Source organism: Sphingopyxis indica, from assembly GCF_032879645.1.
Taxonomy (GTDB): domain Bacteria; phylum Pseudomonadota; class Alphaproteobacteria; order Sphingomonadales; family Sphingomonadaceae; genus Sphingopyxis; species Sphingopyxis indica.
In genome coordinates, this window is sequence record NZ_CP076394.1 from 3,266,292 (window position 1) to 3,291,767 (window position 25,476).

A 25,476-nucleotide genomic window follows, 5' to 3' on the forward strand; every position below is an offset into this window, starting at 1 on the left:
TTGTTTTGTGGCCCCGGGCGGCGTCGGCGCGCTTACGCGCGACGGATGCGGCGGGAGCCTTCCGGACACCCTCCGGCCATGGACCTTCTGCCGCCTGATAGTATTGGGCAGCGGCAAGGACGATCTTGCCGCGGTCCGCCTGATCCGGCGTCAGGGCTACTGCCTGTTCCGCTACGCTGGATAAAGTTCCTCACGCCGAATCCGACAGCCCGCAAATTATAGCAACATATGTTGCGTAAAATTGCGGGAATTGGTATCCGCTCCCGGGCGACAGCAACTCCCGTGACCGGAGTACGCACGCCCGATATCAATTTCCAATGGGAGCAGACGATGAGCGCAAGCAACGGAATGCAGCAGTCCTTCAATCCGCCCGGCACCGAGGGGGCCGCGGACCAATATCGTCTCTCGCAAGCGATGCGGGTGGGTGACATGATCTGGGTGTCGGGTCAGGTCGGGGTGACGCCCGATCGGACGGTGCCCGACGGGATCGAAGCGCAAACGCGCCTGACATTCGAGAATCTCAAGACCGTGCTCGAATCGGCGGGCGCGACGCTCGACGATGTCGTCGAGCTGACCCTCCTCCTGACCGATACATCGATCGATCTCGAGCCCTTCTACCGCGTGAAGGACGAATATATCCGGCCGCCCTACCCCGCGATCACCGGTTTCGGCGTGTCGAGCCTCGCCTTGCCGGGGCTGCTCCTCGAGGTTCGGGCCGTCGCGGTCGCCGGGTCCGCCGCGAACAGATGAGCGACCTCGACATGGAGGGGCTGTCGCGCTGGCTGCGCGGCGCCCTTCCCGCCCTGCCGCCGGTCGCGCGGCTCGAGAAATTTCCCGGCGGGCAGTCCAATCCGACCTATCGGCTCGATGCCGGCGACCAAAGCCTTGTGCTGCGCCGGCAGCCATTCGGCCAGCTTCTGCCTTCGGCGCACGCCGTCGACCGCGAGTACCGCCTTCTCGAAGCGCTCGCGCCCGCGGGTTTTCCCGCGCCGCGCCCGGTCGCGATGTGCGACGACGCCGATGTCATCGGTTCCAAATTCTATCTCATGGAGCGGGTCGAAGGCCGGACCTTCTGGGACGGCGCTCTGCCCGACCTCGCGCCTGCAGACCGGCGTCCACTCTACCACGCGCTGGTCGATACGATCGCGGCGCTGCACATGATCGACCATGAGGCGGCGGGTCTCGGTGATTTCGGCGCCCCCGGCAACTATCTCGAACGGCAGGTTCATCGCTGGACGAAGCAGTATCGCGCCGCGCAGACCGACGAGATTCCCGAGGTCGAGCAGCTGATCGCCTGGCTGCCGCTCACCATCCCGGCGCAGGACCGCAAGGCGATCATCCATGGCGATTACCGGATCGACAATGTGATCGTCGCGCCCGACGCGCCGCGCGCGCGCGCCGTGATCGACTGGGAACTCGCGACGATCGGCGATCCACTCGCCGATTTCGCCTATTTCGCCATGGCGTGGGTGATGCCGCATGAAGGCGGGTCGGGCCTCGGCGGGATCGATCTCGACGCGGAAGGCATTCCGTCGCTTGCCGGGATCGTGAAGCATTATTGCGAACGCACCGGCCGCAGGAGAGAACCCGACCTGCACTGGTATTTCGCCTTCAACCTCTTCCGTCTCGTCGGGATCCTGCAGGGTATCAAGCGCCGCATGCTCGAAGGCAATGCGTCGAGCGCGACGGCCTCCGAGAAAGTGGCGCAGCTTGGCACACTCGCGCAGCTCGGCTGGCAGCAGGCAAGGCTCGCATGCGGCCTGCGCCCGATCTGAACTCGTCGGGGCAGCTGACTGCCCGATGTCATCCGGCGAAGGCCACGCCGATCTTGAGGAGAATAAGATGTTTGCAGCGATCATGGTCGACAAGACCGAAGGCGGACAGAGCGTCGCCGTGAAAAGCCTTGCCGAGGATGAACTCCCCGACGGCGACGTGTCGGTCGACGTCGCCTATTCGACGCTCAACTTCAAGGACGGTCTCGCGATTACCGGCCGCTCGCCGGTGATCCGGAAATATCCGATGATCCCGGGAATCGACCTTGCCGGGATCGTCACCGAGAGCCGTCACCCCGACTGGAAGGCCGGCGACATGGTCGTGCTCAATGGCTGGGGCGCCGGCGAGGTTCACTGGGGCGGGCTCGCGCAAAAAGCGCGCGTGAAAGGCGACTGGCTCGTTCCGCTTCCCGCGGCATTGACGGCGGCGCAGGCGATGGCGATCGGAACTGCCGGATATACCGCCGCGCTGTGCGTCGATGCGCTTGTCGAAGCCGGCGTAGCGCCGGGCGACGGCGAAATACTGGTCACAGGCGCGACCGGCGGCGTCGGGTCGGTCGCGATCGCGCTTCTCAAAAAGGCCGGGTTCCACATCGCGGCGCTGACCGGAAAGATGGATCAGCAGGCCTATCTCGAGCATCTCGGCGCGGACCGCGTGATCGACCGCGCAACGATGGATCAGCCCGGCAAGCCCCTGCAGGAAGAGCGCTGGGCAGGCGTGATCGATGCCGCGGGCAGCCATACGCTCGCCAATGCCTGCGCGCAGACGCGCTACGGCGGAGCGGTCGCGGCGTGCGGGCTTGCGCAGGGCATGGATTTTCCCGCGACGGTCCTGCCTTTCATCCTGCGCTCGGTTCGCCTGCTCGGAATCGACAGCGTCATGGCGCCGAAGGCTCTGCGGCTCAAGGCATGGGACCGGCTGGCGCATGACATCGACGCGGATGTGCTCGATGTCATTGCCGAAGAGATCGCGCTCTCCGAGGCGGTCGACGTCGCCGCGCGGTTCATGTCGGGCGAGGTGCGCGGCCGCTTCATCGTCGACGTCAATCGCTGAGCGAAACCCGGCGCATATATTTCGCAGATATATGCCGCCGGGCTTCCCCTGCCCCCGGCACCGCCGGATCGCTACCCTCCCGCAGGTTCGGCAGCATGTCGTCAAGAGGCCGGGACACGCGCCGCGCGCCTTTCAAAATGACCCTTTCATTTTATCGATACGACCGTTATCAAAATTCGCTCGCCGTGGCGGCGAGGCACGAGCGGACGGCCGAACGCGGACCGGCGCACAGCAGGGACCGGCTATGAACCACGACGTCCGACGACCATCCCTCCCGGCGACCGGCGCCCGGCCGGGCCGCGAAATCCTCCCGCGGATACGCGGATACCGCCGGGCATGACAGCAGACCGCTTCGGGACGGCCGCCGCGGCGCCGTTGACGACAGGTACCGGTTCGATGCCGCGATTTTCAGGTCTTTCCGCCGGGACGCTCTGGTCGATCGGCATTCTTCTCCCGAACATTCTCTCGATCATTTTCCAGGCAACCCAGCAGAGCCGCGGGATCGGCGAAAGCGAGCTCGGATCGCTCGGCGCGGCTTTCGTCCTCGGCCGGGGCATCGTTATCGGCCTCGCTCCCTTCTGGGTGTACCGGACCAATCCGCGCTGGACGAGCATCGCCGCCATCGGCGCGACCGTCGCCGCGCTCCTCGCGGTCGCCTTCCTGATCGGCACCGACCATCTCAGCTATGGTTGGTTCCTCGTGGGGCTGACGAGCGGCTGCGTCGCGACGCCGGCCTTTACCGCGCTCGGAAATGCTCCCGACCCCTTGCGCGCCTACAGCATCGCGCTGTTCGGATCGTCGCTGATCGCCGCAATCATCGCCTATCTCCTGCCGACCGCCATTCTGCCGCATTATGGCGAGAAGGGCGCGCTGATTGTCATCGCGGCCCTTTTCCTCGCGGTCATTCCCTGCGCCGCCGCGCTGCGCGACGCGCAGTTCATCGGCAAGAATGCGCGGCCCGCCGAAGCGGAGGTTCCACCGCGTCCGGCGATACAGCCCGCCGATCTGGCGGCACCGCTTATCGCCGCTATCGCCGGCGCTGTCTTCACCGGCGTGTTCATGGGCGGGGCTGGCGCCTTCGTCGCCTCGATCGCCACCGCCAACGGCATCGCGGCGAAGTCGGTCGGCCTCTTCGTCGCCTTCGCGTTGATCGCTTCGCTCGCGGGCGCGCTCGTTCCGTCGGTTCTGCGCGAGCGCGTCTCGCCCACGGCGATGATCGGGGTGGCCACCGGCGGCATTCTTGCAAGCTATGTCGCCATGACGAGCGGCTCGGCGCTGATCTTCGGCGCCGGCTATGTCGCCCACGCGATCTTCGCGACGATCGGCTATGTCTATTTTCTCGGGCTCGTGCGTTCGCTCGACTTCACCGATCGCATCTATGTCGCCTATCCAGCGATGGATGCCGCCGCCTTCGCGGCGAGCGCCGAACTTGCCGGCGCGCTTCTGTCGCGGTCGACGCCGCTCGCCCTGTTTCTGGTTTCAGGGACGGTCCTCACCGGCTGCTGGCTCGCGGCGACGATCGCCAGCCGGATGGCGCCGACGAGCAGTGCTGCCGCGCGCCCGGGAATGCAGGCGACGCCGGACCGGCACGCCGCCACCGATACTTCAGGCGCCGATGCCATCGAGATTTCCGCTTTCTGATTGCAACAACACAGGATTGACGACGCCGTGATCACGCCACCCTTTCCCCTTGAGACCCTCAATCTCGCCGCGCCCTTCGATGTCTTCCGCGGCACGGTCCCCAATGCATGGACCGACTGGAACGGCCATATGAACGTCGGCTATTATGTTGTCGCCTTCGATCATGCGACGGGCCAGATCTTCAACAATCTGGGCCTCCCCTACGAATATACCAGCAACCGGATCGGCATGTATTTCGTGCTCGAGGCGCATGTGAATTATGTAAGCGAGATGAAGGAGGGGGACGGATTTCGGGTCGAGAGCCAGATTCTCGACCATGATCATAAGCGCGTCCATCTGTTCCACACGATGTTCGCGGCCGACGACGGCCGGCTCGTGGCGACGAACGAACTGATGCTGATGCATATCGATTATGCGACGCGCCGCTCGGCACCCTGGCCCGAATGGGCCATGGCCCGGATCGGCGCGATGGCGGCCGCGCACGGCGAACTGCCGCGTCCCGGACAGGTGGGCAGCCGGATCGGCATTCGAAAGACCTGAGCGGCGGCACCGGCCGCCCGCTCTGGACGGAACCGGGCGGCCAGCGGTCTAGCGTCCGACGGGAGCGGCGTCCTTCGCCAGATTGGCCTTGGTCCAGTTCGAGCGGTCGACGACATAGGCGCGGATCGCCTCGGCATCGGCGGGCGTCAGCACCGGGGCGAAGCTCACCATGCCGCGATCCTTGAGCGCGCCGTCGATCACGACCGATTTCCACGCCTCGGCGTTGGCGAGGGTGCCCGAGACGCGAAGGTCGGGGGTGAAGCCGTTGCCGATCGCGCTGTCGCCGTGACAGATATAGCAATAGCGGCCGAAATGCGCCTTGCCCGCGGCAATCTGGGCGGGCGTGCCGAACTGCGGCGGCGGGTTCCATGCGAGCGTCGTCGTCTCCGGCGGCGCGGGAAGCTTCGCGGTGCCGCCGACCTTGAGCACGACGAGCCGCGGGATGTTGGGTACCTTGCGCGCCGCGCCGCCCGCGATTCCCACGACGAGCGGAAAGGCGCCGCCCTTGCTGGTCATGAAGGCGACATATTGGATACCGTTCACGCGGAAGGTCGATGGCGCGCTGACGATCCCCGACTGCATGTCGAGGTCGAGCAATTGCTTGCCGCTATCGGCGGCGTAGGCGCGGAAGCGGCCCGTGCTCGTTCCCTGGAAGACGAGATTGCCCGCGGTGGTCATCGTGCCGCCGTTCCATGCAGCGGGATGGGCAACGCTCCACGCGACCTTGCCGGCGCGCGGGTCGAAAGCGACAAGGCGGCCGGTGGTCGCCGCAACCGCAGCCTTGAATGCGGCCTTGTCGTCGGGCAGCATCGTCTTGTTCAAGGAGGTGCCGACGTTGAAGCCTAGCGCCTGCCTCCGGTCGAGATCGTCCTGGTCGCTGAGATAGCCCATCGGAATCTGTTGCGCGGGGATATAGACGAGGCCGGTCGCCGGGTTGAAGCTCATCGGGTGCCAGTTATGCGCACCGAGCGCGCCGGGGATCGCGATGAAAGGCTTGCCGGTCCTGTAGAAGCGCGCCTCGGGGTTCTCGATCGGGCGGCCGGTCTTGAGGTCATAGCCCGTCGCCCAGTTGATCCCGTCGACAAAGGGTTTGGCATCGATCAGCTTGCCGTTCGTGCGGTCGATCGTGAAGAAGAAGCCGTTCTTCGGCGCATGGTACAGCACTTTGGTGGGCTTTCCGTTCACCGTCTGCTCGGCGAGAATGATCGGCTGGGTCGCGGTATAGTCCCACGTCTCGGCAGGGGTTTCCTGATAGTGCCATTTATAGGCCCCGGTGGTCGCGTCGAGCGCGACGACCGATGAGAGGAACCAGTTGTCGCCTTCGCCGTTCGAGCGCGTGCCATGGTTCCACGGGTTGCCGTTGCCGACACCGAGATAGATCTGGTCGAGATCATGATCGTAGACGATCGCGTCCCACACGGTGCCGCCGCCGCCCGAGATCTGCCATTCGCCCTTGTCGGACCAGGTCGCGTTGCCTTTCGACGCGAAGATGTCGTCGCTGATCGCGCCGTCCTTTTCCTTCTTCGGATTGGGCGCGGTATAGAAGCGCCAGCGCTCCTTGCCGGTGTCGGCGTCATAGGCGGTGACGTATCCGCGCACGCCGAATTCGGCGCCGCCGTTGCCGATCAGCACCATATCCTTCACCACCCGCGGCGCGCCGGTGATCGTATAGGGTTTCGACGCGTCGAAGGTCTGCGTCGACCAGATCTCCTTGCCCGTCTTCCTGTCGAGCGCGATCAGGCGGCCGTCGAGCGCGCCGACGAAGAGCTTGTCGCCCCACACGGCGACGCCGCGGTTGACGACGTCGCAGCAGGCGTGGACCGCACGCTCGCCGGGCACCTTGGGATCGAAGCTCCAGAGCTTTTTGCCGGTCGCGGCGTCCCATGCGTCGACCTTCGACCAGGCGTGGCTGACATAGAGGGTGCCGTCGACGACGACGGGCGTTGCCTCCTGCCCGCGCGCATCCTCGAGGTCGGCGAACCAGGCAATGCCGAGCTGCCCCACATTCTTGTCGTTGATGTCGGTGAGCGGGCTGAAGCGCTGTTCGTCATAGCTGTAGCCGATGCCGGGCCAGTCGTCGCCGTTGCCGCCGGTCTTGAGCAACGCCTCGCTCGCCTTCTCGGCATCGTCGAGCGATCCGCCGCCCGAGGCGCTGTTGTTCTTCGAGGCGTCGCACGCCGCCAGCGCCAGTGCCGCGCAACCCAGAAGCGCGACCGAAAAGACCTTCTTCGCCATATGCCTCTCCACCAATTGGTGCCGCCCTCTTCCGGGCGGTCGCCCTTACCAAAACCAGTGCCGATCAGACGTTCGCCCGTGTCGTCATCCCGCCGTCGACGATGATCCCTTGCCCGTTGACATAGCGGCCGGCGTCCGAAGCCAGGAACAGCGCCGTCCCGGCGATATCCTCGGGTTCGCCGATGCGGCCGAGCGGAACCGCCTGCCGAAGCGCGGCCTCGGCGTTCGGGTCCTCCCAGAGGGCACGCGCGAAATCGGTGCGGATGACGCCGGGCGCGATCGCGTTGACGCGGATGTTCTGCCGGCCGAGTTCGAGCGCGAGATTGCGTACGAGCTGAAAGTCTGCGGCCTTCGAGATATTGTAGGCGCCGATCGTGTCCGAGGCGATCAGCCCGCCCACCGACGACACGATGATGACCGCTCCCGCGCCGCGCGCGGCCATTTCGGGAGCGACCATCGTAACCAGCCAATGGTTCGAAAGCACATTATTGTCGAAGATCTTGCGGAACTGCTCGTCGCTGATCCCCGCCATCGGGCCATAATAGGGATTGGTCGCCGCGTTGCAGACGAGGATGTCGATCGGTCCGAATTCCTCGCGCGTGCGGTCGACGAGATGCTGGAGCGCCTCCTTGTCGGAGATGCTCGCGGCGACGGCGAGAGCGCGGCCCGCTCCGAACTTCGCATTGATCTCGGCGGCAACCGCTTCGCAGGCATCCTGCTTGCGGCTCGAAATCACCACCCGCGCGCCGGCTTCGGCGAAAGCCTCGGCTATCGCGCGGCCGATGCCGCGGCTCGAACCGGTGATGATCGCCGTTTTGCCGCTGAGGTCGAATAATCTCATGGCCTGTCCTTCATGGTTGGGCGCCGGAAAATGGTGCGGAGCGGCGTGCCCTGCCGCCCCGCACACTCCGGGTTGAGAGAAACCCGGGAGTCGATGGGGTCAGGACTCGCCGGAGCCGGCGACGGCGACAACGCGGATTTCGACCTTATATTCGGGTGCCGCGAGCTGGGTGACGCCCACTGCGGTCCAGCATGGATAGTCGTTCGGGAAATAGGCATCCTTCACCTTGACGAAATCGGCTATTTCACCGCGCAGATCGGTGTGGAAGCTCATCAGTTCGACGACATCGGCAAGACTGGCACCGGCGGCCGCAAGCGTCGCCTTGATCGCCTCGAAGGCGAAGCGCGCCTGCTCTTCCATATCCTTGCCCGCGACGAAGTCGGCGTTGATCCCTACCTGCCCCGAAAGCCAGATCCGGTCCCCGACACGGATCGCCGGTGCGAAATGATAATTGTCGTAAAGGGGCTGCGTTCCCTCCGGGACGATCCTCTGCATCTTGTCGTTCATATCCTTCTCCTCGACTCGCTGCATAAACGGGTCGAAATTTTTGCGCAACTATTGTTATGTGAATTATGAGCTCCGCGCGGACAGGCCCTCAGCTTCGCCTCGCGCAGGGTCGGGTCCGCACCATCGATCAAGAGGCGAAGGCATCAACAGGGTGGCGAGACACGCGCGCTGCTCTTCCTGTCCCGAAGTGCCAAAGATTATTTCGCGAGGCTGTTATGATAATTGAGTATGGGGCAAATATTGCTACGGTATCCGCATGAGTGAACTTGAGACCGCAAAGCGACCGGCCACCGAAGCCGCGTCCCCGAAACCACAGAAGCGCGCCAGCCGGGGCCGGCCCGTCGGCGATCGCGACGCGCAGCGCAGAAAATTGCTGCGCGCCGGCATCAAGGTGATCGCCGAGGAGGGCTACTCGGGCGCTTCGCTGCGCAAGGTGGCCAAGGAAGCCGGGCACACCACGGGGGCGATCACCTATTATTTCGCCGACAAGGAAGCGATGGTCAGTGCGATCATCGAATATATGTTCGACGGCTTCGACGAGATGCTCGACCTCGGTGACGAGGTGGTCGATCATGCCAAGCGTTACAAGCGCTGGGTCGAGCTCAATTCGAACTCCGACGGCTGGCTTGCCGGCTTCCAGTTGCTGGCGCGCGCGCGCCACGAGCCGAAGTTCGCGGCCATATATCGCGAACGATACGAAAGCTATCGCGCACGCCTCGCGGAGATCATCAAGAAGCAGCAGGAAGCCGGCTCCATTCGTGCCGACATCCCTGCAGAACTGCTTGCCGACACCGTCGGGTCGATCGGGGACGGCTGGATGATCATGCTGCCCATCGAAACCGAGCGCTTCGCACCGGAGCGGCTCGATCGGCTCATCGATTCGATCATGCAACTCCTCCGACCGGTCCCGACTGCTCGCAGCAGTTGAGACGGCGCCAGGCCGCCCGCACCCGGGCGCCGATGAGAGTGAGATGGTAGAAAGCCCGTCACCATCGCATCCGAAACAGGCCGAACTCGAGACCGAGCTCGCGCGTCGTCTTGCCGGGGGAGACCGGCGAGGTTTCGCATCGGACGACCATGCGGCCGCGGTGCGAATATTGCGGGCCTTGGGGCGTCATGGCGAAGCCCTGGCGCTGATCGATCGCCTCGCGGCGATGCCTTCAGGCGGCGCCGAGGACGATGAGGCGCTCGCCTTCGCCGCGTTCGAGGCGGGGGCGCACGAGCGATCGCGCGACTGGTACGCGCAGGTCGTAAAGGCGCGGCCGGCCGACGCGCTGGGATGGTATAATCTGGCGTCCGGGGAACAAACCGTCGGCCGCCTCGATGCGGCCGAAGCCGCCTGCGACCGGGCCCTCCGTCTTGCGCCCGGGATGGTCGAGGCAGCGCTGCTTCGTTCGCAGCTTCGCACCCAGTCTGCGGATCGCAACCATGTCGATGCCCTGCAGGCCATGCTCAAGCGAACGTCGGACGCGGGTGCGAGGGTCTTTCTGCATTATGCGCTGGGAAAGGAGTATGACGATCTCGGCGATTACGACGCAGCCTTCGGCCATTTCTCGAGCGGGGCGCGAACGCGGCGGCGAACGCTCGAATATGATGTCGCCGACGACGCGGCGAAGCTGCGGCGGATCATCGAGAGCTTCGATGCCCGGCGTCTGATGCAGGCGCCTGAACTGACGGCACCGGCCTACGGGTTCATCGTCGGGCTGCCGCGTTCGGGGACGACGATGATCGAGCGCATCCTGACCGGCAGTCCCCGCGCGCGCAGCAACGGCGAAACCGACAATCTGTTCGGCGCGCTGGCCGAGGGCGCGGCGGCGACCGGGACCGATATCTTCGAACGCGTTGCGGACGCCGACCCCGTTCGGGTGCTCTCGGGCTATACGCGGCGCGCTGGCGTGCCCGATGCGGGCGATGTGATCATCGAGAAGCTGCCGTTCAATTATCTCTATGCCGGCGCCATTCGGTTGACGATGGCAAGCGCCCGCACCCTGCTCGTCAACCGGGCGCCCGCCGACAATCTCTTCGCCATGTATTCGACACTCTTCGGCAGCGCCTATCCGTTCAGCTATTCGCTCGACGATCTGGCGTCCTATTATATCGCCTACGACAAATTGCTCGATCACTGGCGCGCCACGGCGGGTTCGCAGTTGCTGGAAATCGCCTATGAGGATGTTGTCCGCGAACCGCAGGAGATCGGCCGCGAAATTGCCGGGCATATGGGCATCGCATGGAACGATGCGATGGTACGGATCGAAAAGAACAAGACGGCGTCCGCCACTGCCAGCGCGGCCCAGATCCGCCGTCCGATCTACCGGACCGCCGCAGGCCGCTGGCGCCGTTACGAGCGGCATCTCGGCCCGCTGATCGGCGCGCTGGAAGCAGCCGGTATCGATCCGTTCCATGCACGCAGCAAGGGGGAAGGCCGGAACGGCGCGCGTTGACCGCGCGCCGTCCGATATCGCGTCAAAAGGATAGCCTGTCCCCGGAGGACCGCCGCGGCCACCTGAAGCAGCGCGGCGATCCCCGGGATCACCAACTCTTGCTCAGCCGGATGCCGACCTCGCGTGGGCGCGAGACCGAGTAGCTGTTACCCCAGTTCCCGAGGGTCGCGATCGAGTTGAGGGTGCGGAGGTTGGCTGCATAGACCGCCCGCTTGTCGAGAAGGTTGGTGCCGTAAAGCTCGATATTCCAGTCATCGATCGCATAGCCGATGCTGCCATTGAGCATGACATAGCCCGACTGCTTGCTGGCAGGCGTATTGGTGCTCTGGCTGCGAAGCTGGTTCCACGTCCCGCTGCGGAAATCGAAGCCGAGGTTCCAGGTCATTTCCCCTTTTCCGGCCGCGTGAGTGTAGATCAGCGACCCCGCGCCGCTCCAGTCGGGCGCGCCCGGCAGCTGGTCACCCTTTACGCCTCTGATGGCATTGGGGACTTCGCTGCCCGCGCCATCGCCGGCGGGCAGACCAAAGTCCTCGCTGAGCCGCGCCCGCGCATAGGCGAGGCCGAGGTTGAAGCTCAGCCCGTCGATCGCGATCGGCCCCGACAGTTCCACCTCGAACCCCTTCGATTCGGCGGCCGAGCCGTTCACGACCGCGGGAAAGAGGTTGTAGGGCGTCTGGAGGTCGATCTGCGGATCCTTCCAGTCGATATAGAAGGCGCTCAGCGAATAATAGATGCGCGACATCGATCCCTTGATACCGACCTCGAAATTGTTGGTGCGGTCGGGCTTGTAGACCACGAGCGCTTCAGGCTCGAAAATGATCGGGTTGATCTCGGGAGTCGAAAAGGTGTTCGTGCCCCCGCGACGAAAGCCCTGCGAGAAGGTCGCATAAATCTGACCACCGCCCTCCAGCTTGTACGAGGTGTTCACCTTGAAAATCTGGTCGGTCCCCTTGGTGGAGCTGGCCGAATTGGTGAGCGATACGCCGACGCCATCGACCTCGGGCGACCCCGGTGGGGCGAACAGGGTGCTGAGCAGATCCTGATCGGACGAGAATTTCTGCTTGAAGACACGCGCGCCGCCGGTGACCGACCAGGCGTCGGTAAGGTGGAAGGTCACATCGCCGAAGAAGGAGACTTCGCGGAACCGCTGCGACGTAACCTGGCTGTAGGTGAGCGAGTCGCTGAGCGTCGGGATGTAGGTGGCGTCAGGTTCGCCGAAAAAGCCATGATAGATCGGCGTCCGGCTGCCGCCCGCCGCGAAGCTCTGCTCGGCAGCGCCCGGCGCATAGACGAACAGATCGATCTTGCGGCGCTGCTGCTGGAGGAAAACGCCCGCAGTATAGTCGATAAAACCGCCTTCCTTCGATACGATCCGCAGCTCCTGGGTCCAGGACCGGTCGCGGTCGTTGTTCGCGACCGGAATTACCGCACGCGGATTGGCGGGCGCGCCGGTGTAGAAGAAGCCGTAGGGCGAGCCGAGCAGGCTGATGGTGGAATCGTTCGACGATTCTCCTTTCGTCTCGCCATAGGCGACCGTCGCCGCAACGGTCGCGAAGCCGAGGTCGTAGCTCGCATCGAGCGACGCCAGTTCGGTCCGCCGTTTCCAGGGTTCGAGCATGGGGATCGAGCGTTCATAGTCGCCCGTCGCCTCGAGCTGGATGCGGGGGTCAAGCGGCGAGGCGCCGCCTTCGAAGCTGTTGTTGTCGATATTGCCGCCGACGCCCTTGGACTTGGCGAAATTATAGGCGAGGCTCAACGAGAAATCCTCGGTCGGCTCCCAGCGGAGGGCGGCGCGGGCCGAGGTCGTGTCGGCGTAGTTATAGTCCTTCTCGTTGAAATAGACGCCCGGGCTGTTCGCGACATCGGACGTATCGGCCAGAAGGGGGGCTCCGTTGATATAGCTGTCGCCCTGGCGCTTCAGCACGTCGTGCGCATCGATGAAGCCGCCTTCGCGCTGTTGCCGGGCGTAGAAACGGACGGCCAACGTATCGCCGATCGGCAGGTTCACGATGCCGCCGAACGAATAGGATGGGTCACTCGAATGCGATGTCGTCCCGACCGAGGCGGCAACTGTGCCGCTTGTTTCGCCGAGCTGGGGATCGGTCGGCACGACGCGCACGGCGCCCGACAGCGAGCCGGCGCCATAGAGCGTGCCCTGCGGGCCGCGCAGCACCTCGACCCGCGAAATATCATAGAGCGGCAGCGCGCCGGTGACGGGCGCATTGCCGAGATAGAAGCCGACGGGCGACTGGAAATAGCGCGCCGCGTTCGAGGTCGTCTGCGAGGCGTTCAGGCCGCGGATGATCGGAATCTGCGCCGCGGCCGTCCGCGCGCCGGCGTCGATGATGTTGAAGTTGGGGACCTGGCGCGTCAGCGAAGCCACGCTGCTGATGTTCGCGCGCTCGAGCTGCTCGCCGCCATAGGCGGAGATGTTGAAGGGCAGGTCGGTCACGCGCTGCTCGCGGCGGCTCGCCGTCACGATGATATCGCCGCCACTGTCGGCCGTCGCTGCCGATTGATCGGGCTCGGCGGCGGCCTCCTGCGCCGATGCCGGAACGGCGGAAAGAACCGCCGTCAGCGCCATCATGCAGCCGGTCGTGCCGAGCATTGCCTTCCGGCGGCGCGCCATGAACGCAAATTGATTGATCACCGCTAGTCTCCCTCTTTGATACGTTAGTCCCGTCCTGCCTGCGGAGGCGCACGACGCCGGTGAATCGGCCATTCGTAACGATCGTTTTCTTTTTGTTATCGCACACCCATACACTTAAAATAACAAATGTCATTATAATAATCGAGCCTTGCCCTATCGCGCCACCGCGAGCGGCCCGGGACGACGGCGCCAATCGGACCAGCGGGTCGCCCGCCATGCTGAGAAAAGGGGAGTCGCCGCGAAAGCCACCGCCGCGACGAGGAGGAATCCGACGGCGCCGAAATGCGTCAGCGTCCAGCCGCCGACGAAGCCGCCGGCCGCGTAACCGACCTGGATCGCGAAGTACCAGGCACCGTACACGGCAGAGAAGCGCGGCCCGCTGGCCTCGCGCTTGAGCAACCCGATCCAGAGCACTTCGGCTGCCCCGCCGCCAAGCCCGACGAGCACCGCTGCAAACATGGCCACCGCCGCCAGCGGAGCGGCGGTAAGGAACAGATAGATCGCCACGCCGGCGAGATAGCAGCCGCCCACAGCCACTCCAGGCCAGGCCAGTCCGAACCGGTCGGTCAACCAGCCGATCAGGAGGGCGCCGATCATCGAGGCCGCGGCATTGACGCCCACGATCAGCGCGACGGTGCGGGAATCGATTCCGAAGCTTCCGAGCAATTGGGGCTTCAGAGCGAGAAACGAGACGTTGGCGCAGCCCAGCGCAATCGTCGCCACGACGATGCCGGAGATAAGGATCCAGCCCGTTCCCGCCGGACCCGCAGCGTCCGCGGAGGGCGTCTGCGCGGCCCCCTCACCGTCCTTCGCGGGAGCCTTTGCCACGCTCTGTTCCGGCGGCCTTGCCCGCGCCATTGCGGCGGCGATCACCGCGACGACCGCGATCCCGCCTGCCAGCGCCAGCGCAGAAAACCCGAAGCCCGCAGTCCGATCGAGATATTCGACGAGCGGCGCGACGAGAATGCCGCCGGCGCTGCCGCCCGCCCAGACGATCGAGATCGCTGTGCCGAAGCGGAGATCGAACCAGCGCGCGACGACCACGGGCACCGACACCATGATCGCGATCTTGCCGAACCCCATGAGGACGCGCAGTGCATAGACATGCCAGAATTCGTTGGCGATCGCGAGGCCGGCGAATGCGATCGAAAGGAGGAGCAGGCCTCCCACGATCAGCCCCCACGGGCCGAAACGCCTGATAGCCGGTGCGCTGAAAAGCGCGAGCGGTGCAACGAGCCACATCGCCGATACGAGGCCGCCCGCAGCCATGTCGGACCATCCGTGCGCGCGCGCCATCGTGTCGGCGATCATGATGAAGCCGTAGATCGAAGTGCCCATCAGCGACGCCGTGCACAGGAAGAGGACCGCGACGATGTTCCAGCCGAAATCATATCCCGGGAAGGCTCGCGCGCTGCTCATAATGCTCGAATCCGAATTCCGCCGGACCGCGCCGGACACCAGCCTTGCGCGCCGCAACATGACATCGTCGATCGCCTGAACTTCATGCCGTCGCCCGATCAGATAATTATAATAACAACAGTTGTTATTGTTATGGATGAGCCCGCGCGCTTGTCAACCCGCGACGCCGGCGGCGTTGGGGAGAGCGACAGACCCAAAGGGGACAGGATGGAAAATCACAGGCTTTTACAACCGGATGACGGGTTCGGTAATCGTTATGCGCGCGGCGTCGAGACCATCCCGTCCTTGGCGACGCGACCCTTGCCCGGACGAGGGGGCGTGTATATGACAACTGTTGTCATGCGAACATGGTCGAATCTCCGGCGAAGTTCGACCGGCAGATTCGCTGCCCGTCGACGGAGGAGGTCCCTTGAAAAGCGAGCGCCAGCCCGGAAATGCCGGCGATCACCGCCAAGGCAGCGGGAAGGACCCCGACGAACGGAGGATCGAGGTGCTTCGCGCGACGCGCCGGGTGATCGCGCGCGAGGGCTTCGACAAGGCGTCGATGCGCGCGATCGCCCGCGAACTCGGTACGACCACGGGTGTCCTCACGCATCATTTCCGGAACAAGGAAGAGATACTCGATCTCGTCCTTCACGCGACACGGCACGGGAAATATGACGGGCGTTTTCCACCCGACGCGCAGATGTCGGACCTTGTCGATGCGCTCACAACCACCCTTCCGCACAACGAGGAGAGTCTCGACGGCTGGAAAGTGTTTTTCGCCTTTCTCGCCTATCTGTTTCCCAGGCCGGACAAGGCCGAGAGCTACGCTGGCGACTTTGAGCGCTGGCGCAGGACCTGGGCGGCGGTGGTCCGCTCCTTCGTCGAGCGCGGTATCATTCGGAGCGACATCGATCCCCAGCTGGCCGCCGATACGCTGCTCTGCCTCTTCGAGGGTGCCGGCGTCCATGGTGTCGTCTCGCCCGAAAGTTTCGGAGCCGAACGCCAGAAGGCCGTAATGCTCGGCTATTTCGAAACGCTTCTCGCGCAAAAGCCCTGAGCGGTGCCAGCCGCCAATGCGGCGAGTGCGGGCGCCCGATCACGCAGCGGCGGCATCAGGGCACCGCGGTGTTCCTCAAACCACCTGCGCGAAGATCGGCGACCGGAACGGTTCGCCGTGGTTCAGCACCGCCATTTCCTCGCGGTACAGATTGCCGTTGCGCGCATAGCCCGACCGGCTGATTTCCGGGAGCGCATGGAAGGTCGCGTCGTCGCCGAAGAAGCGGAAAACGAAGGTGTGGCGCTCGGGGCAGTCGGCGTCGATCGTCGCGCCGCCATGCAGCGAAGCTGGGTGGAGGAACAGCACGTCGCCCGGCTCGGTCGCCCAGGAAAGGATCTCATAGGCGTCGGGATTGGCCGCACGTTCCGCCTCCACGTCGGGCAGGCGCGGCAGCGCGTCGCCGCCGTGCAGCGGATCGGTCGGATCGTCGGGGCTGAAGGTCGTGCCGTCGTAGCGCGGCCCGCGATGCGACCCGCGCACGATCTCGAGCGCGTTCTTCTTGGGAATGGATTCGAAGCTGATCCAGGCGTTGCCCCAATGGTTGCCCGCCCACGGCAGATAGGAGGTGTCCTGGTGCCAATAGGTGCGCGTTCCCTCGCCGCCCGCCTTGAGGAACACTTCCTCGGCGAAATACCAGACGTTCTTCGATCCCCAAAGATCGGCGAACATCCGGCCGAGCGGCAGCGTCGGCATCAGCGCGTCGAGCCGCTCCTTGGCATATGGATTGGCATTGTCGACGTGCGACTTCACATGCTGCTTCTGGTCGCCGCGATACAGCGCATGACCATTGGGTCCGGGGTTCGCGACGATCCAGTCATAAAGTTCGCGGCACTGCGCGAGTTGCTCGGCATTGAGAACATTCTTCATGAGGACGGCGCCGTCCTCGGAATAGGCCTTGCGTATCGACTCATCCATGATCCGCTTCTCCCAGACATCGATTCCCAATCCCGGAATAGACGATCAAATTATTTTATGCAACATCTGTTGTGTTAAATATAGCGGGCGGAACCGGACAAAGCGTCCCATGACCGGGTTGCGCGGAGTAGCGACAACTGAAGCAATGGCGCGGCCCTTCACGCTCCCGTGAAATGCTCCGCCCGCAGGTTGAGGCAGGTCGTGTCGAGCGCGCGGACGAGCGTGAAGCGCGGATGCACGTGCGGCAGCTCGTAGCGGAAGAAATAACGGCACGCCGCGACCTTGCCTTCGTAGAAGGCGGCATCGCCGCGCGCCTCCCCCAGCGCGGCCGACGCCGTCATCGCCTGCCGGAGCCAAAGCCAGGCGATCACCACATGGCCGAAGGCGTCGAGATAGGTCGTCGCATTGGCGAGGCCGCAGTTGAGGTCGCCGCTCGCGACGACAGTCTCGGTCGTCGCGGCGAGCGCCGCCATCGCTGCCTGCAAAGCCGCGGCTTCCTCCGCCAAGGCGGCGGGAGCCTCGGCGATCGTGTCGGTCATCCGCCCCAGCAGCAAGTGAAGCGCGCGCCCATCGTCCATCCGCACCTTGCGACCGAGCAGGTCAATCGCCTGGATGCCGAATGTCCCCTCATGGATATGGTTCAGGCGGTTGTCGCGATAGTGGCGCTCGACCGGATAATCGCGCGTATAGCCATAGCCTCCAAGCACCTGGATCGCCCATTTATTGGCTTCCAGGCAATGTTCGGACGGCCAGCTCTTGGCGATCGGCGTCAACAGGTCGAGCAGCAACTCCAGCTCCGCGACCTCGGCGGCGTCCGCGCTCGCCTTCTGCCGGTCGACAAGCAGCGCGCAATAGGCCGTCAGCGCGAGCGCGCCCTCGACCGCCGCCTTCTGCGCCATCAACATGCGCTTGACGTCGGCATGCTCGATGATCGGCACCTGTGGGTCGCTCGGCGATTTCGCCTGCGGCAGCCGGCCCTGCGCGCGGGTTCGCGCATAGTCGAGCGCGTAGAGATAGCCCGCGAGCGCCGACATCACCGAGGCGTGGCCGACCCCGATCCGCGCCTCGTTCATCATATGAAACATGTAGGAAAGGCCCTTGTTCGCCTCCCCGACCAGATGGCCGATGCTCGGACCGTCCTCGCCGAAATTGAGCAGGCAATTGGTCGTGCCGCGATGCCCCATCTTGTGATTGAGCCCCGCAAGCGCGATGCCGTTACGCTCGCCCGGAACGCCGTCGTCGCCGACGCGATATTTGGGCACGATGAAGAGCGAAATCCCCTTCACCCCCGGCGGCGCGTCGGGAAGACGCGCGAGCACGAGATGCACGATATTCTCGGCAATCTCGTGGTCGCCGCCCGAAATCCACATCTTGTTGCCGCTGATGCTGTAGCGGCCGTCGCCCAGCGGTTCGGCGCGCGTCCGGACGTCCGAAAGCGACGATCCCGCTTGCGGCTCGGACAGACACATGGTCCCGAACCAGCGCCCCTCCAGCATCGGCGGCAGGAAGCGCCGCCTTTGTTCCTCGTTTCCGAAGGCGGCGAGGAGGTTGGCGTTGGCGATGGTCAGGAAGCTGTAATTGGCAACGCCGAGGTTCGCGGCGGTGAACATGCCGTTGATCGCCATGGTGACGACGTGCGGCAATTGCAGGCCGCCTACCTCCTGATCGGCGCCCGCGGCGAAGAAGCCCGCCTCGGCATAGGCGCGCAGCGCGGTGCCCACCTCGGGCATGATCTCGACCTTGCCATCGACGAACCGCGGCTCGTTCGCGTCGAGGCTCGCCGCGAACGGCAGATATTGCTCTTCGGCGATCGCCTGCGCGGTATCGAGGATGCTTTCGACCATGTCCCGGTCGAGCGCACTATAGCGCCCGGTCGCGAACAGCGTGTCCGCGCCAAGACATTCGAACAGCAGGAAATCGATGTCGCGGCGGTTCACGATCAGGGACATGGAGCGGATCTCCCAAAGGAATGGAGGTCGGGACAGGGCCAGAGGCCTGGACCAATGTGACCGTTGTCGATGCGCGTCAATCGAACCAGGGATAGAAATCGGGCATCGCCGACGCCTTGCCGGCAAAATCGGGCGCGCGCTTTTCGAGGAAAGCCGCGACGCCTTCCTTCCCGTCGCCGATGCTGGTGTAGAACATCGCCAGCGAGTCGACGCGGTGCGCCTCGATCGGATGGCGCTGCGCGGCGTTGCGCCACAGCATCTGCCGCGCGAGCGCGACTGCGACGGGCGAGCGGTTCTCGGTGAATTTCCGGGCAAGCGCCCTGGCATCGTCGAGCAGCGCTTCGGGTGCGTGCACCGAGCGGAAGAGGCCGCCGCGCAATCCTTCGGCGGCATCGAAGATGTCGGCCGAGAGCACCCATTCGAGCGCCTGCTGCGGCCCGACCAGGCGCGGCAGGAACCAGCTCGAACAGGCTTCGGGCACGATCCCGAGGCGGCCGAAGACGAAGCCCATGCGCGCCTTCTCCGATGCCAGCCGGATATCCATGGCGAGCGTCATCGTCGCACCGATGCCGACCGCCGGGCCATTGATCGCGGCGATCACCGGCTTCTTGCAATTGAAGATCGAAAGGGTGACGCGGCCGCCGTCATCGCGGATCCGGTCGCGCACCGAAAGCGGGCCGAGCGCATCGCGCATATACTCCATATCGGGCGAGCGGCTTTCGTCGAGCCCGAAGACATTGCCCTCGCCGTTCAGGTCCATGCCCGCGCAGAAGGCGCGGCCTTCGCCGGTCACGATCACAGCGCCCACATCATCATCCTCGCTGACCCGTTCGAACAGATGGACGAGTTCGCTCGCCATCTCGACGGTGAAAGCGTTGAGCTGGTCGGGCCGGTTCAACCTGACCACCAGGATATTGTTCTCGAGCTCGCACACGAGAGTCGCGTAATTCATCCCCTTCTCCTGTCGGAAAAATGCACCGCCGTCTGGGCGAGCATCACAATCTTGCTTTTACATAACGACAGTTATAATAAATGCGCGCGGGCGACAAGGCCTATATGACGCAAGATAGGCTATGCCTGCGCAACCGGCGAAGGACGGGCGGACGGGAGAAGGAAGATGGCGGGTTTCGGAGGGTATCAGAACGAGATTTACGGCGCCGGCCTGCAGGGCGTCCTTCCGACGATCCCGGTCGACGCCGCGACCCTCGAGGCCCGCGCGACCGCGGCGATGTCCGAGAGCCTGCGCAACTATGTTCAGGGCGGCTGCGGCGACGAGCACACGCAGAACCTCAATTCGACCGCCTTCCGCCACTGGGGACTTGTCCCGCGGATGATGGTCGACACGACCGTTCGCGATTTGTCGATCGAACTTCTCGGCCTGTCCCTTCCCACCCCGCTGTTCATGGCGCCGATCGGCGTCACGGGAATGTGCACTCCGGACGGGCACGGCGATCTGCACGCGGCCCGCGCCGCGACATTGACGGGCGTGCCGATGATCGCCTCGACCCTCGGCAACGACCCGCTCGAAGATGTGGCGGCAGCGATGGGCGATACCCCCGGCCTGTTCCAGCTCTACACCCCGAAGGACAAGGAGCTTGCCGAGAGCCTCGTCGGCCGCGCCGAGCGCGCGGGATACCGCGCGATTGTCGTCACCCTCGACACCTGGGTCACCGGCTGGCGCCCGCGCGACCTCAACAGCGGAAACTTCCCCCAGCTTCGCGGACATGTGCTCCAGAATTATTTCGTCGATCCCGTCTTCCAAAAATTGCTTGGCAAGCCGGTCGATGACAATCTTCCCGAGGCCATCCAGCTATGGGGCCGGCTGTTCGGCAAGGTGCTGACGTGGGCCGACATGGCGTGGCTTCGCTCGATCACCTCGCTGCCGATCATCCTCAAGGGCATATGCCATCCGGATGACGTCCGGCGGGCGATCGACACCGGTGCAGCGGCGATCTACTGTTCGAATCACGGCGGCAGGCAGGCGAACGGCGGCATCGCGGCGATCGACATGCTGCCCGATGTCGTCGCCGCGGCGGGTAACACGCCGGTGCTGTTCGATTCCGGCGTACGCTCCGGAAGCGACGTCGCGAAGGCGCTCGCGATCGGCGCGCGCGCCGTGGGGATTGGTCGCCCCTTCGCCTATGGCCTCGCGCTCGGGGGCGCGGAAGGCGCGGCGCATGTGCTGCGCTGTATTCTTGCCGAAGCGGACTTGCTGATGGCGGTGAATGGCTATCCGACGATCGCCGATCTCAAAGCTGCGGAAATCAGGCGGGCGGCGGGCGGCTGGTAAGCGTGATCATGCCGAGCCATAGTCGCGAGGCGCGCAGCCGACGCTGTTGCGAAACACGCGGCTGAAGTGGGCCGGATCGCTAAAGCCCACGGCATAGCCGACCTGCGACACCATTATACCTGACGATCGCCGCGAACCGAGCAGCAGCCGGGCCTCGCGTATGCGCCTGTCGCGGAGAACTTCCGAGCATGTCTCGTTGTGCGCGGCGAATATCCGCTGAAGATAGCGGTCGGAGAGTCCCATCATCGCAACGAGGCGCTCGACGTCGAACATGGGATCGGCATAATGCCGGTCGATCAGCCGGAGCGCGCGCCGGCGATGCGCGCTGATCACCGAGGTCTCGCTGCAAGAAATGTCGGCGCCCGACAGCACCAGCCCGAGAAGATCGATAAGCCCGGCCGTGACTTTTGAAATTTCGTCTGAATTGAGATTGGCGGCATTGCTCCAGAAAACCCGGGCGCAGCACCTCCTGTGCGGTGATCTTCGAGATCGACCGATTGCCGATACGCGAATAGGCCTTGTCGAGAAGCCAGCGGATCTTGCTGAGTGTGATCTCAGCCATGCCTTCGCGCTCGTTCTTCTTCAACCATTCCTCTGCGACGAGCTTGAAACTATTGTCCTCCGAGATCGCAGCGCGGGCCTGTTCCGGCTTGCGCTCGTGCGAGATGTCGAGGCCTGCTGCAATCTGGCGGCGGGCTTCCTCGCGCTTTCCGCGCGCGTCGGCGAGGCTCACTTCCGGCCAGGCGCCGAATGATAGCGTCCGGTACCGGCCCAGATATTTGTAGTTCATGCGCCACAGTTTGCTTCCGTTCGGCCGGACCAGGAGAAAGAGGCCCTCGCCATCGGTAAGCTCATAATCGCGCTCGCTCGGCCTGACATTGGTGACGGTAGTGGCAAAGAGTCGGTTCATGAGGGTATCGCCCTTCGAAAAGGGGCCGGAACGATACCCTCCATGATACTCTCTTTGTTCCCGATTGGTGCCGTATTCGCCCGGATTTGGTCGGAACGATACAGCAGAAAAAACGGCTTAAATCAGCCGTTTTCCGGACGTTCCCGACGTGCTCGGAAGAACAATGGTGCCCAGAAGAGGAAATTAATACTACTCCTATGATTCTGATAAGAAAAAATCAAATATTTTTGCAGATACAATATGGCTCCATAGATGACACCATAAGCTTAGAGATGTCGTGTTTCGTTTACCAATAGTGCCACTGCGTCTCAAAAATCTCTGTACATTCTAAAGATGTCTCATGCAATACTTTTAATGAGTCCTTCATCTAGAGTGCCTTTGCATCGTTGGGGTGCAACTTTCCGCGCGGCGCGATCGCTCCCAGCTTCCCAACCCAAACCAGTCGTTCAGGATTTTGCGATACTGCGGCCGAATGAGACAGCCCCGACGCTATCATGAACCCCCTCGGCACTACCGGGGACGCCAGTATCACCCACGACGCGGCTGGTCGCCGGGAGTCAGCCTTTTGGGAATTGGGTTGCTAGCGGCGATTCTCGGAGGTGGTTGGGCGGTAGCCACTCCCAAGCAGAAGGACACTGCACTTAGGGCGGCAGAGCGCTTCACGATCGACACCGGCGCCGTAAGGGCACGCGCCCCGCAGGAAGGCGACTATTGGCGCGGCTGCGATGATGCGCGGGCGGCCGGCACCGCGCCGATCTACCGAGGGGAGCCAGGCTATCGAGAAGGCATGGATGGAGACAACGATGGGATCGCTTGCGAGCCTTATCACTGACCGTGACGAATGGCCGATAGCGGTCAGGCAACTTTCAGAGCAGAATCGGAAGAAGCGGACTTTCGCGGCGATGTGATCTTAACGCCTAATGGTTCCGCGCTGTTGAACATTGACACCTCGCGCGCGAGGCGGGCCGATGCCTGCAATATCTTGAGGAGCCGGCGGTCAGGGTCGCCGATCGGTAGAAAGCTCATTCCTTGTCCGGCCCCTCTCTCTGCTCTTCGGGCGGCTCCTCATCCTTGCGGCGGTGCAGATAGGCAAATTGTTGGGCGATCCTGCGGTCATCGTCCCCGGTGTAATCCTCCGCATCGTACCATTCAGCCTTGTCGAGCTCGCTACCGAACGATGCACGCAGCTGATCGTAGAGGAGGTCCGTGTCGAAAATGACGGCGAGTACGTCATATGTATCCCGATCGAGGTCCGCGATCCTGGTCACTCCATCGCCGCCCTGCGACCGGTTCGCGAAGGCTTTGATGAATTGAATCGCGCTCGCGGATTTTTCCGCGAGGATTTCGCCAAGCAGCTGACGAATGCCCAGGCGGGTCTCGTGGGACCCGCCAGCATGGATCGCGTTCACCACTCGCCCCAACCGCTCGCCGACGCATTCGAAGATATCGCCCTTAGCGGCCTCCGAACGGACGCGACCGAGGAGGACAGCGGCAAGAGGTTCGACCCGCTCGGGCGGTAGCGATGCACGGTCATTGGGGCGCTTCGCACGGGCGCGTGCTCGTCCGATCACATGGACCGCGAAAAGAAAGGAATCGGTTTCCTCGATCGCGGATGTCAACCAGATATCCTGCTCCTCGGGCGTTGCGCGGCCGGAAAGCCTCGCAACGAAAGTCGCGGCCTGCGCCAAGGCGAAATCGCCAAGCATGAGATCCCGGCCGATCGGTATATCGGCTGCGTTCGCGGCTATCGCCCGGATCAGGGGATGGGCGGCGGCAAGCGGCAGCTGTTCCTCCCGGCTGCGAAGCCGCCGAACGAGAAGCTCTGCGGATCCGAGCGTGAAGGCGTCCGCGACGAGAACGCGGGCCGCGCCGACGTCGCCGGCTTCGGCGCGGGCGATCAGTTCGTCGACGAGATGATCGGACACGTCGCCCTGCGGCACCGCATAGCCGAAATATCGGGGAAAATAGTCGCGGCTGCAGATCCGTTTGTCGGCAGTCCACGGTGCTTCCCAGTCGGAGCCATATCCCATCGTGCCGAAACGGGGAAACAGCCCGACGAGAAGATCGCGCACCGCTTTCTTTTCTCCGGCCGTTGCCTGCAAGGCCTCGATCGCAGTCTCGACCGGCGATTTCGCCTCGTCATCGCCGTCGCGCTCACGCAGCAGGCAATCCGGATTCTTGCGTACGGCCTCGTAGATTTCGGGATAGAAGATGCGTAGCGCTTCAATCTGGATCTGGTCGACGACGCGCACTTCGCCTTTCAGAAGAGGCACGGCGAAGGTGACCGCATTGTCGAGGAGCTTGACCTGCCGCGGCGTTTTCAGCGCAAAGGAAAAGCCTTCGGACAGCGCATTGCCGAGCTCGCTTCCCTCTCCCTCCTTGAGTTCGATCTTGTTCGCAAGAAGGGTCCGGTCGCACGCGGCGAACATCAGATCCCGCAGTTTTTCGGGCCGTACCGGCGGCAGATGCAGCGGCACTTGCACGATCTTCTCGAGGAAACGCCTTCCAGCCAGGCTGTCCCCCGAACCATATGCCTGTCCAAGCGCCTCCGCGACGACGGCATCGTCGAAGGCGAGAATATAGGTTGTGTGGTCGAAGCCGCCAGAGAGCCGGACGAGCTTGAAAAGCGTCTGAATATCGCCGCGATCGAGACGGTCGATATCGTCGACGAAGATGACGACCTTCTTGCCGTGCCGCCGCAGAATTTCGCCGAGCTTGTCGCGTGCGTCGGCGAGCGCCTCGCTGCTCAGCGCCTGGCCGATCCGTTTGAAGCTGTCGCCTGCATAAGGGATGCCGCCGAGCCCTTCCATCACGGCCCCGATATTCTCGCGGTTGAAGTAGCCGCTCTTCTCGAGTTTTTCCCTGATGGAGGCAAAGAAGCTGCGCGTGAGCTGTTCTGTGGTGTCGCCATAGAACCAGGGATTATAATCCATCGCGATGATATCGGGATCGACCTCGAGGGCCTCGCGGATCATCGTCAACGTCGAGGTCTTGCCGTCACCCCACGGCCCGTAAAGCCCGATGACGAGGCTCGACTTCTCGCTTCTTCCGGCGATGATCCCGGCGATCTGCTCGGCAAATGGCGCGCGGTCGAAGATATCCTCAGACCTGCCGTCAATCGGTCGATCCGCCTGCATCGACGATTCCGCCGGCAAATCTCCGCCGGTTTCCGGTGACGACCCGTGGCCGACGTCATCCGCCGGCCGTGCTCCGCCCTTGCCCCCAGACACCCTCTTGAGCCAGTCCCACATCCTCATTCGCCCCCGTCAA

At 64.0% G+C, this 25,476-nt stretch carries 20 protein-coding genes and 1 pseudogene; 10 read left to right on the plus strand and 11 right to left on the minus strand.

The window, feature by feature from the left end; translation table 11 throughout:
- The first annotated feature begins 330 nt into the window (after positions 1–330).
- From KNJ79_RS15285 to KNJ79_RS15305, 5 genes are all read left to right on the plus strand, one after another.
- Positions 331–750 (plus strand): RidA family protein, encoded by a 420-nt coding sequence (locus KNJ79_RS15285; protein WP_317151709.1) that lies wholly within the window; start codon positions 331–333, stop codon positions 748–750.
- Positions 747–1,775 carry a phosphotransferase family protein gene (locus KNJ79_RS15290; RefSeq protein ID WP_317151710.1) on the plus strand — a complete coding sequence of 343 codons (1,029 nt, stop codon included), beginning with the start codon at positions 747–749 and terminating at the stop codon, positions 1,773–1,775. The genes KNJ79_RS15285 and KNJ79_RS15290 overlap by 4 nt, the downstream gene beginning before the upstream one ends.
- A gap of 67 nt (positions 1,776–1,842) precedes the next feature.
- Complete coding sequence (gene acuI, locus KNJ79_RS15295) at positions 1,843–2,826, plus strand: acrylyl-CoA reductase (NADPH) (protein WP_317151711.1); 984 nt, start codon at positions 1,843–1,845, stop codon at positions 2,824–2,826.
- Between the two features lie 336 nt (positions 2,827–3,162).
- The gene (locus KNJ79_RS15300; protein WP_317151712.1) at positions 3,163–4,467 is read left to right on the plus strand and encodes an MFS transporter; all 1,305 of its coding nucleotides are present in this window, start codon (positions 3,163–3,165) and stop codon (positions 4,465–4,467) included.
- A gap of 27 nt (positions 4,468–4,494) precedes the next feature.
- Positions 4,495–5,007, plus strand: coding sequence for a thioesterase family protein (locus tag KNJ79_RS15305; RefSeq protein WP_317151713.1), 513 nt, complete (start codon positions 4,495–4,497; stop codon positions 5,005–5,007).
- Between the two features lie 48 nt (positions 5,008–5,055).
- On the opposite strand, the gene KNJ79_RS15310 is transcribed toward KNJ79_RS15305, so the two are convergent.
- The 3 genes from KNJ79_RS15310 to KNJ79_RS15320 form a co-directional block, all read right to left on the minus strand.
- Positions 5,056–7,242, minus strand: a complete 2,187-nt coding sequence (locus KNJ79_RS15310; protein WP_317151714.1) for a PQQ-dependent dehydrogenase, methanol/ethanol family — start codon at positions 7,240–7,242, stop codon at positions 5,056–5,058.
- A 64-nt stretch (positions 7,243–7,306) separates the two neighbouring features.
- A complete protein-coding gene (locus KNJ79_RS15315; RefSeq protein WP_317151715.1) occupies positions 7,307–8,083 on the minus strand; it encodes an SDR family NAD(P)-dependent oxidoreductase in 777 nt (258 codons plus the stop codon).
- Between the two features lie 99 nt (positions 8,084–8,182).
- The gene (locus KNJ79_RS15320; RefSeq protein WP_317151716.1) at positions 8,183–8,590 is read right to left on the minus strand and encodes a RidA family protein; all 408 of its coding nucleotides are present in this window, start codon (positions 8,588–8,590) and stop codon (positions 8,183–8,185) included.
- A gap of 256 nt (positions 8,591–8,846) precedes the next feature.
- Between KNJ79_RS15320 and KNJ79_RS15325 the strand changes: the two genes are divergently transcribed.
- Together KNJ79_RS15325 and KNJ79_RS15330 are read left to right on the plus strand one after the other, a co-directional pair.
- On the plus strand, positions 8,847–9,518 hold the full coding sequence (locus KNJ79_RS15325) for a TetR/AcrR family transcriptional regulator (RefSeq protein ID WP_317151717.1): 672 nt from the start codon (positions 8,847–8,849) through the stop codon (positions 9,516–9,518).
- A gap of 43 nt (positions 9,519–9,561) precedes the next feature.
- Entirely contained in the window at positions 9,562–11,031 is a 1,470-nt protein-coding gene (locus KNJ79_RS15330; protein ID WP_317151718.1) for a tetratricopeptide repeat-containing sulfotransferase family protein, read from the plus strand.
- 88 nt (positions 11,032–11,119) lie between these two features.
- Here the strand turns inward: KNJ79_RS15330 and KNJ79_RS15335 are convergent, their stop codons facing one another.
- Together KNJ79_RS15335 and KNJ79_RS15340 are read right to left on the minus strand one after the other, a co-directional pair.
- Positions 11,120–13,681 (minus strand): TonB-dependent receptor, encoded by a 2,562-nt coding sequence (locus KNJ79_RS15335; RefSeq protein ID WP_317151719.1) that lies wholly within the window; start codon positions 13,679–13,681, stop codon positions 11,120–11,122.
- A gap of 153 nt (positions 13,682–13,834) precedes the next feature.
- Positions 13,835–14,992 carry an MFS transporter gene (locus tag KNJ79_RS15340; protein WP_317151720.1) on the minus strand — a complete coding sequence of 386 codons (1,158 nt, stop codon included), beginning with the start codon at positions 14,990–14,992 and terminating at the stop codon, positions 13,835–13,837.
- Between the two features lie 517 nt (positions 14,993–15,509).
- On the opposite strand from KNJ79_RS15340, the gene KNJ79_RS15345 reads away from it, so the two are divergent.
- Positions 15,510–16,142 carry a TetR/AcrR family transcriptional regulator gene (locus KNJ79_RS15345; protein ID WP_317151721.1) on the plus strand — a complete coding sequence of 211 codons (633 nt, stop codon included), beginning with the start codon at positions 15,510–15,512 and terminating at the stop codon, positions 16,140–16,142.
- A gap of 75 nt (positions 16,143–16,217) precedes the next feature.
- Here the strand turns inward: KNJ79_RS15345 and KNJ79_RS15350 are convergent, their stop codons facing one another.
- The 3 genes from KNJ79_RS15350 to KNJ79_RS15360 form a co-directional block, all read right to left on the minus strand.
- Positions 16,218–17,057, minus strand: a complete 840-nt coding sequence (locus tag KNJ79_RS15350; RefSeq protein ID WP_317151722.1) for a phytanoyl-CoA dioxygenase family protein — start codon at positions 17,055–17,057, stop codon at positions 16,218–16,220.
- A 158-nt stretch (positions 17,058–17,215) separates the two neighbouring features.
- A complete protein-coding gene (locus KNJ79_RS15355) occupies positions 17,216–19,006 on the minus strand; it encodes an acyl-CoA dehydrogenase (RefSeq protein ID WP_317151723.1) in 1,791 nt (596 codons plus the stop codon).
- 76 nt (positions 19,007–19,082) lie between these two features.
- Positions 19,083–19,958: a crotonase/enoyl-CoA hydratase family protein gene (locus tag KNJ79_RS15360; protein WP_317151724.1), complete on the minus strand. Its 876-nt coding sequence runs from the start codon at positions 19,956–19,958 to the stop codon at positions 19,083–19,085.
- A 165-nt stretch (positions 19,959–20,123) separates the two neighbouring features.
- Between KNJ79_RS15360 and KNJ79_RS15365 the strand changes: the two genes are divergently transcribed.
- Positions 20,124–21,296, plus strand: coding sequence for an alpha-hydroxy-acid oxidizing protein (locus tag KNJ79_RS15365; RefSeq protein WP_317151725.1), 1,173 nt, complete (start codon positions 20,124–20,126; stop codon positions 21,294–21,296).
- A gap of 6 nt (positions 21,297–21,302) precedes the next feature.
- On the opposite strand, the gene KNJ79_RS15370 is transcribed toward KNJ79_RS15365, so the two are convergent.
- Together KNJ79_RS15370 and KNJ79_RS22535 are read right to left on the minus strand one after the other, a co-directional pair.
- A complete protein-coding gene (locus tag KNJ79_RS15370; RefSeq protein WP_317151726.1) occupies positions 21,303–21,629 on the minus strand; it encodes a helix-turn-helix transcriptional regulator in 327 nt (108 codons plus the stop codon).
- A 184-nt stretch (positions 21,630–21,813) separates the two neighbouring features.
- Positions 21,814–22,206 (minus strand): annotated as a pseudogene (locus tag KNJ79_RS22535) (Arm DNA-binding domain-containing protein); the annotation flags it as partial.
- A 472-nt stretch (positions 22,207–22,678) separates the two neighbouring features.
- Here KNJ79_RS22535 and KNJ79_RS15385 point away from each other — a divergent pair.
- On the plus strand, positions 22,679–23,038 hold the full coding sequence (locus KNJ79_RS15385) for an excalibur calcium-binding domain-containing protein (RefSeq protein ID WP_317151728.1): 360 nt from the start codon (positions 22,679–22,681) through the stop codon (positions 23,036–23,038).
- Between the two features lie 190 nt (positions 23,039–23,228).
- Here KNJ79_RS15385 and KNJ79_RS15390 read toward each other — a convergent pair whose 3' ends face one another.
- On the minus strand, positions 23,229–25,463 hold the full coding sequence (locus KNJ79_RS15390) for a KAP family P-loop NTPase fold protein (protein WP_317151729.1): 2,235 nt from the start codon (positions 25,461–25,463) through the stop codon (positions 23,229–23,231).
- Positions 25,464–25,476: the final 13 nt, after the last annotated feature.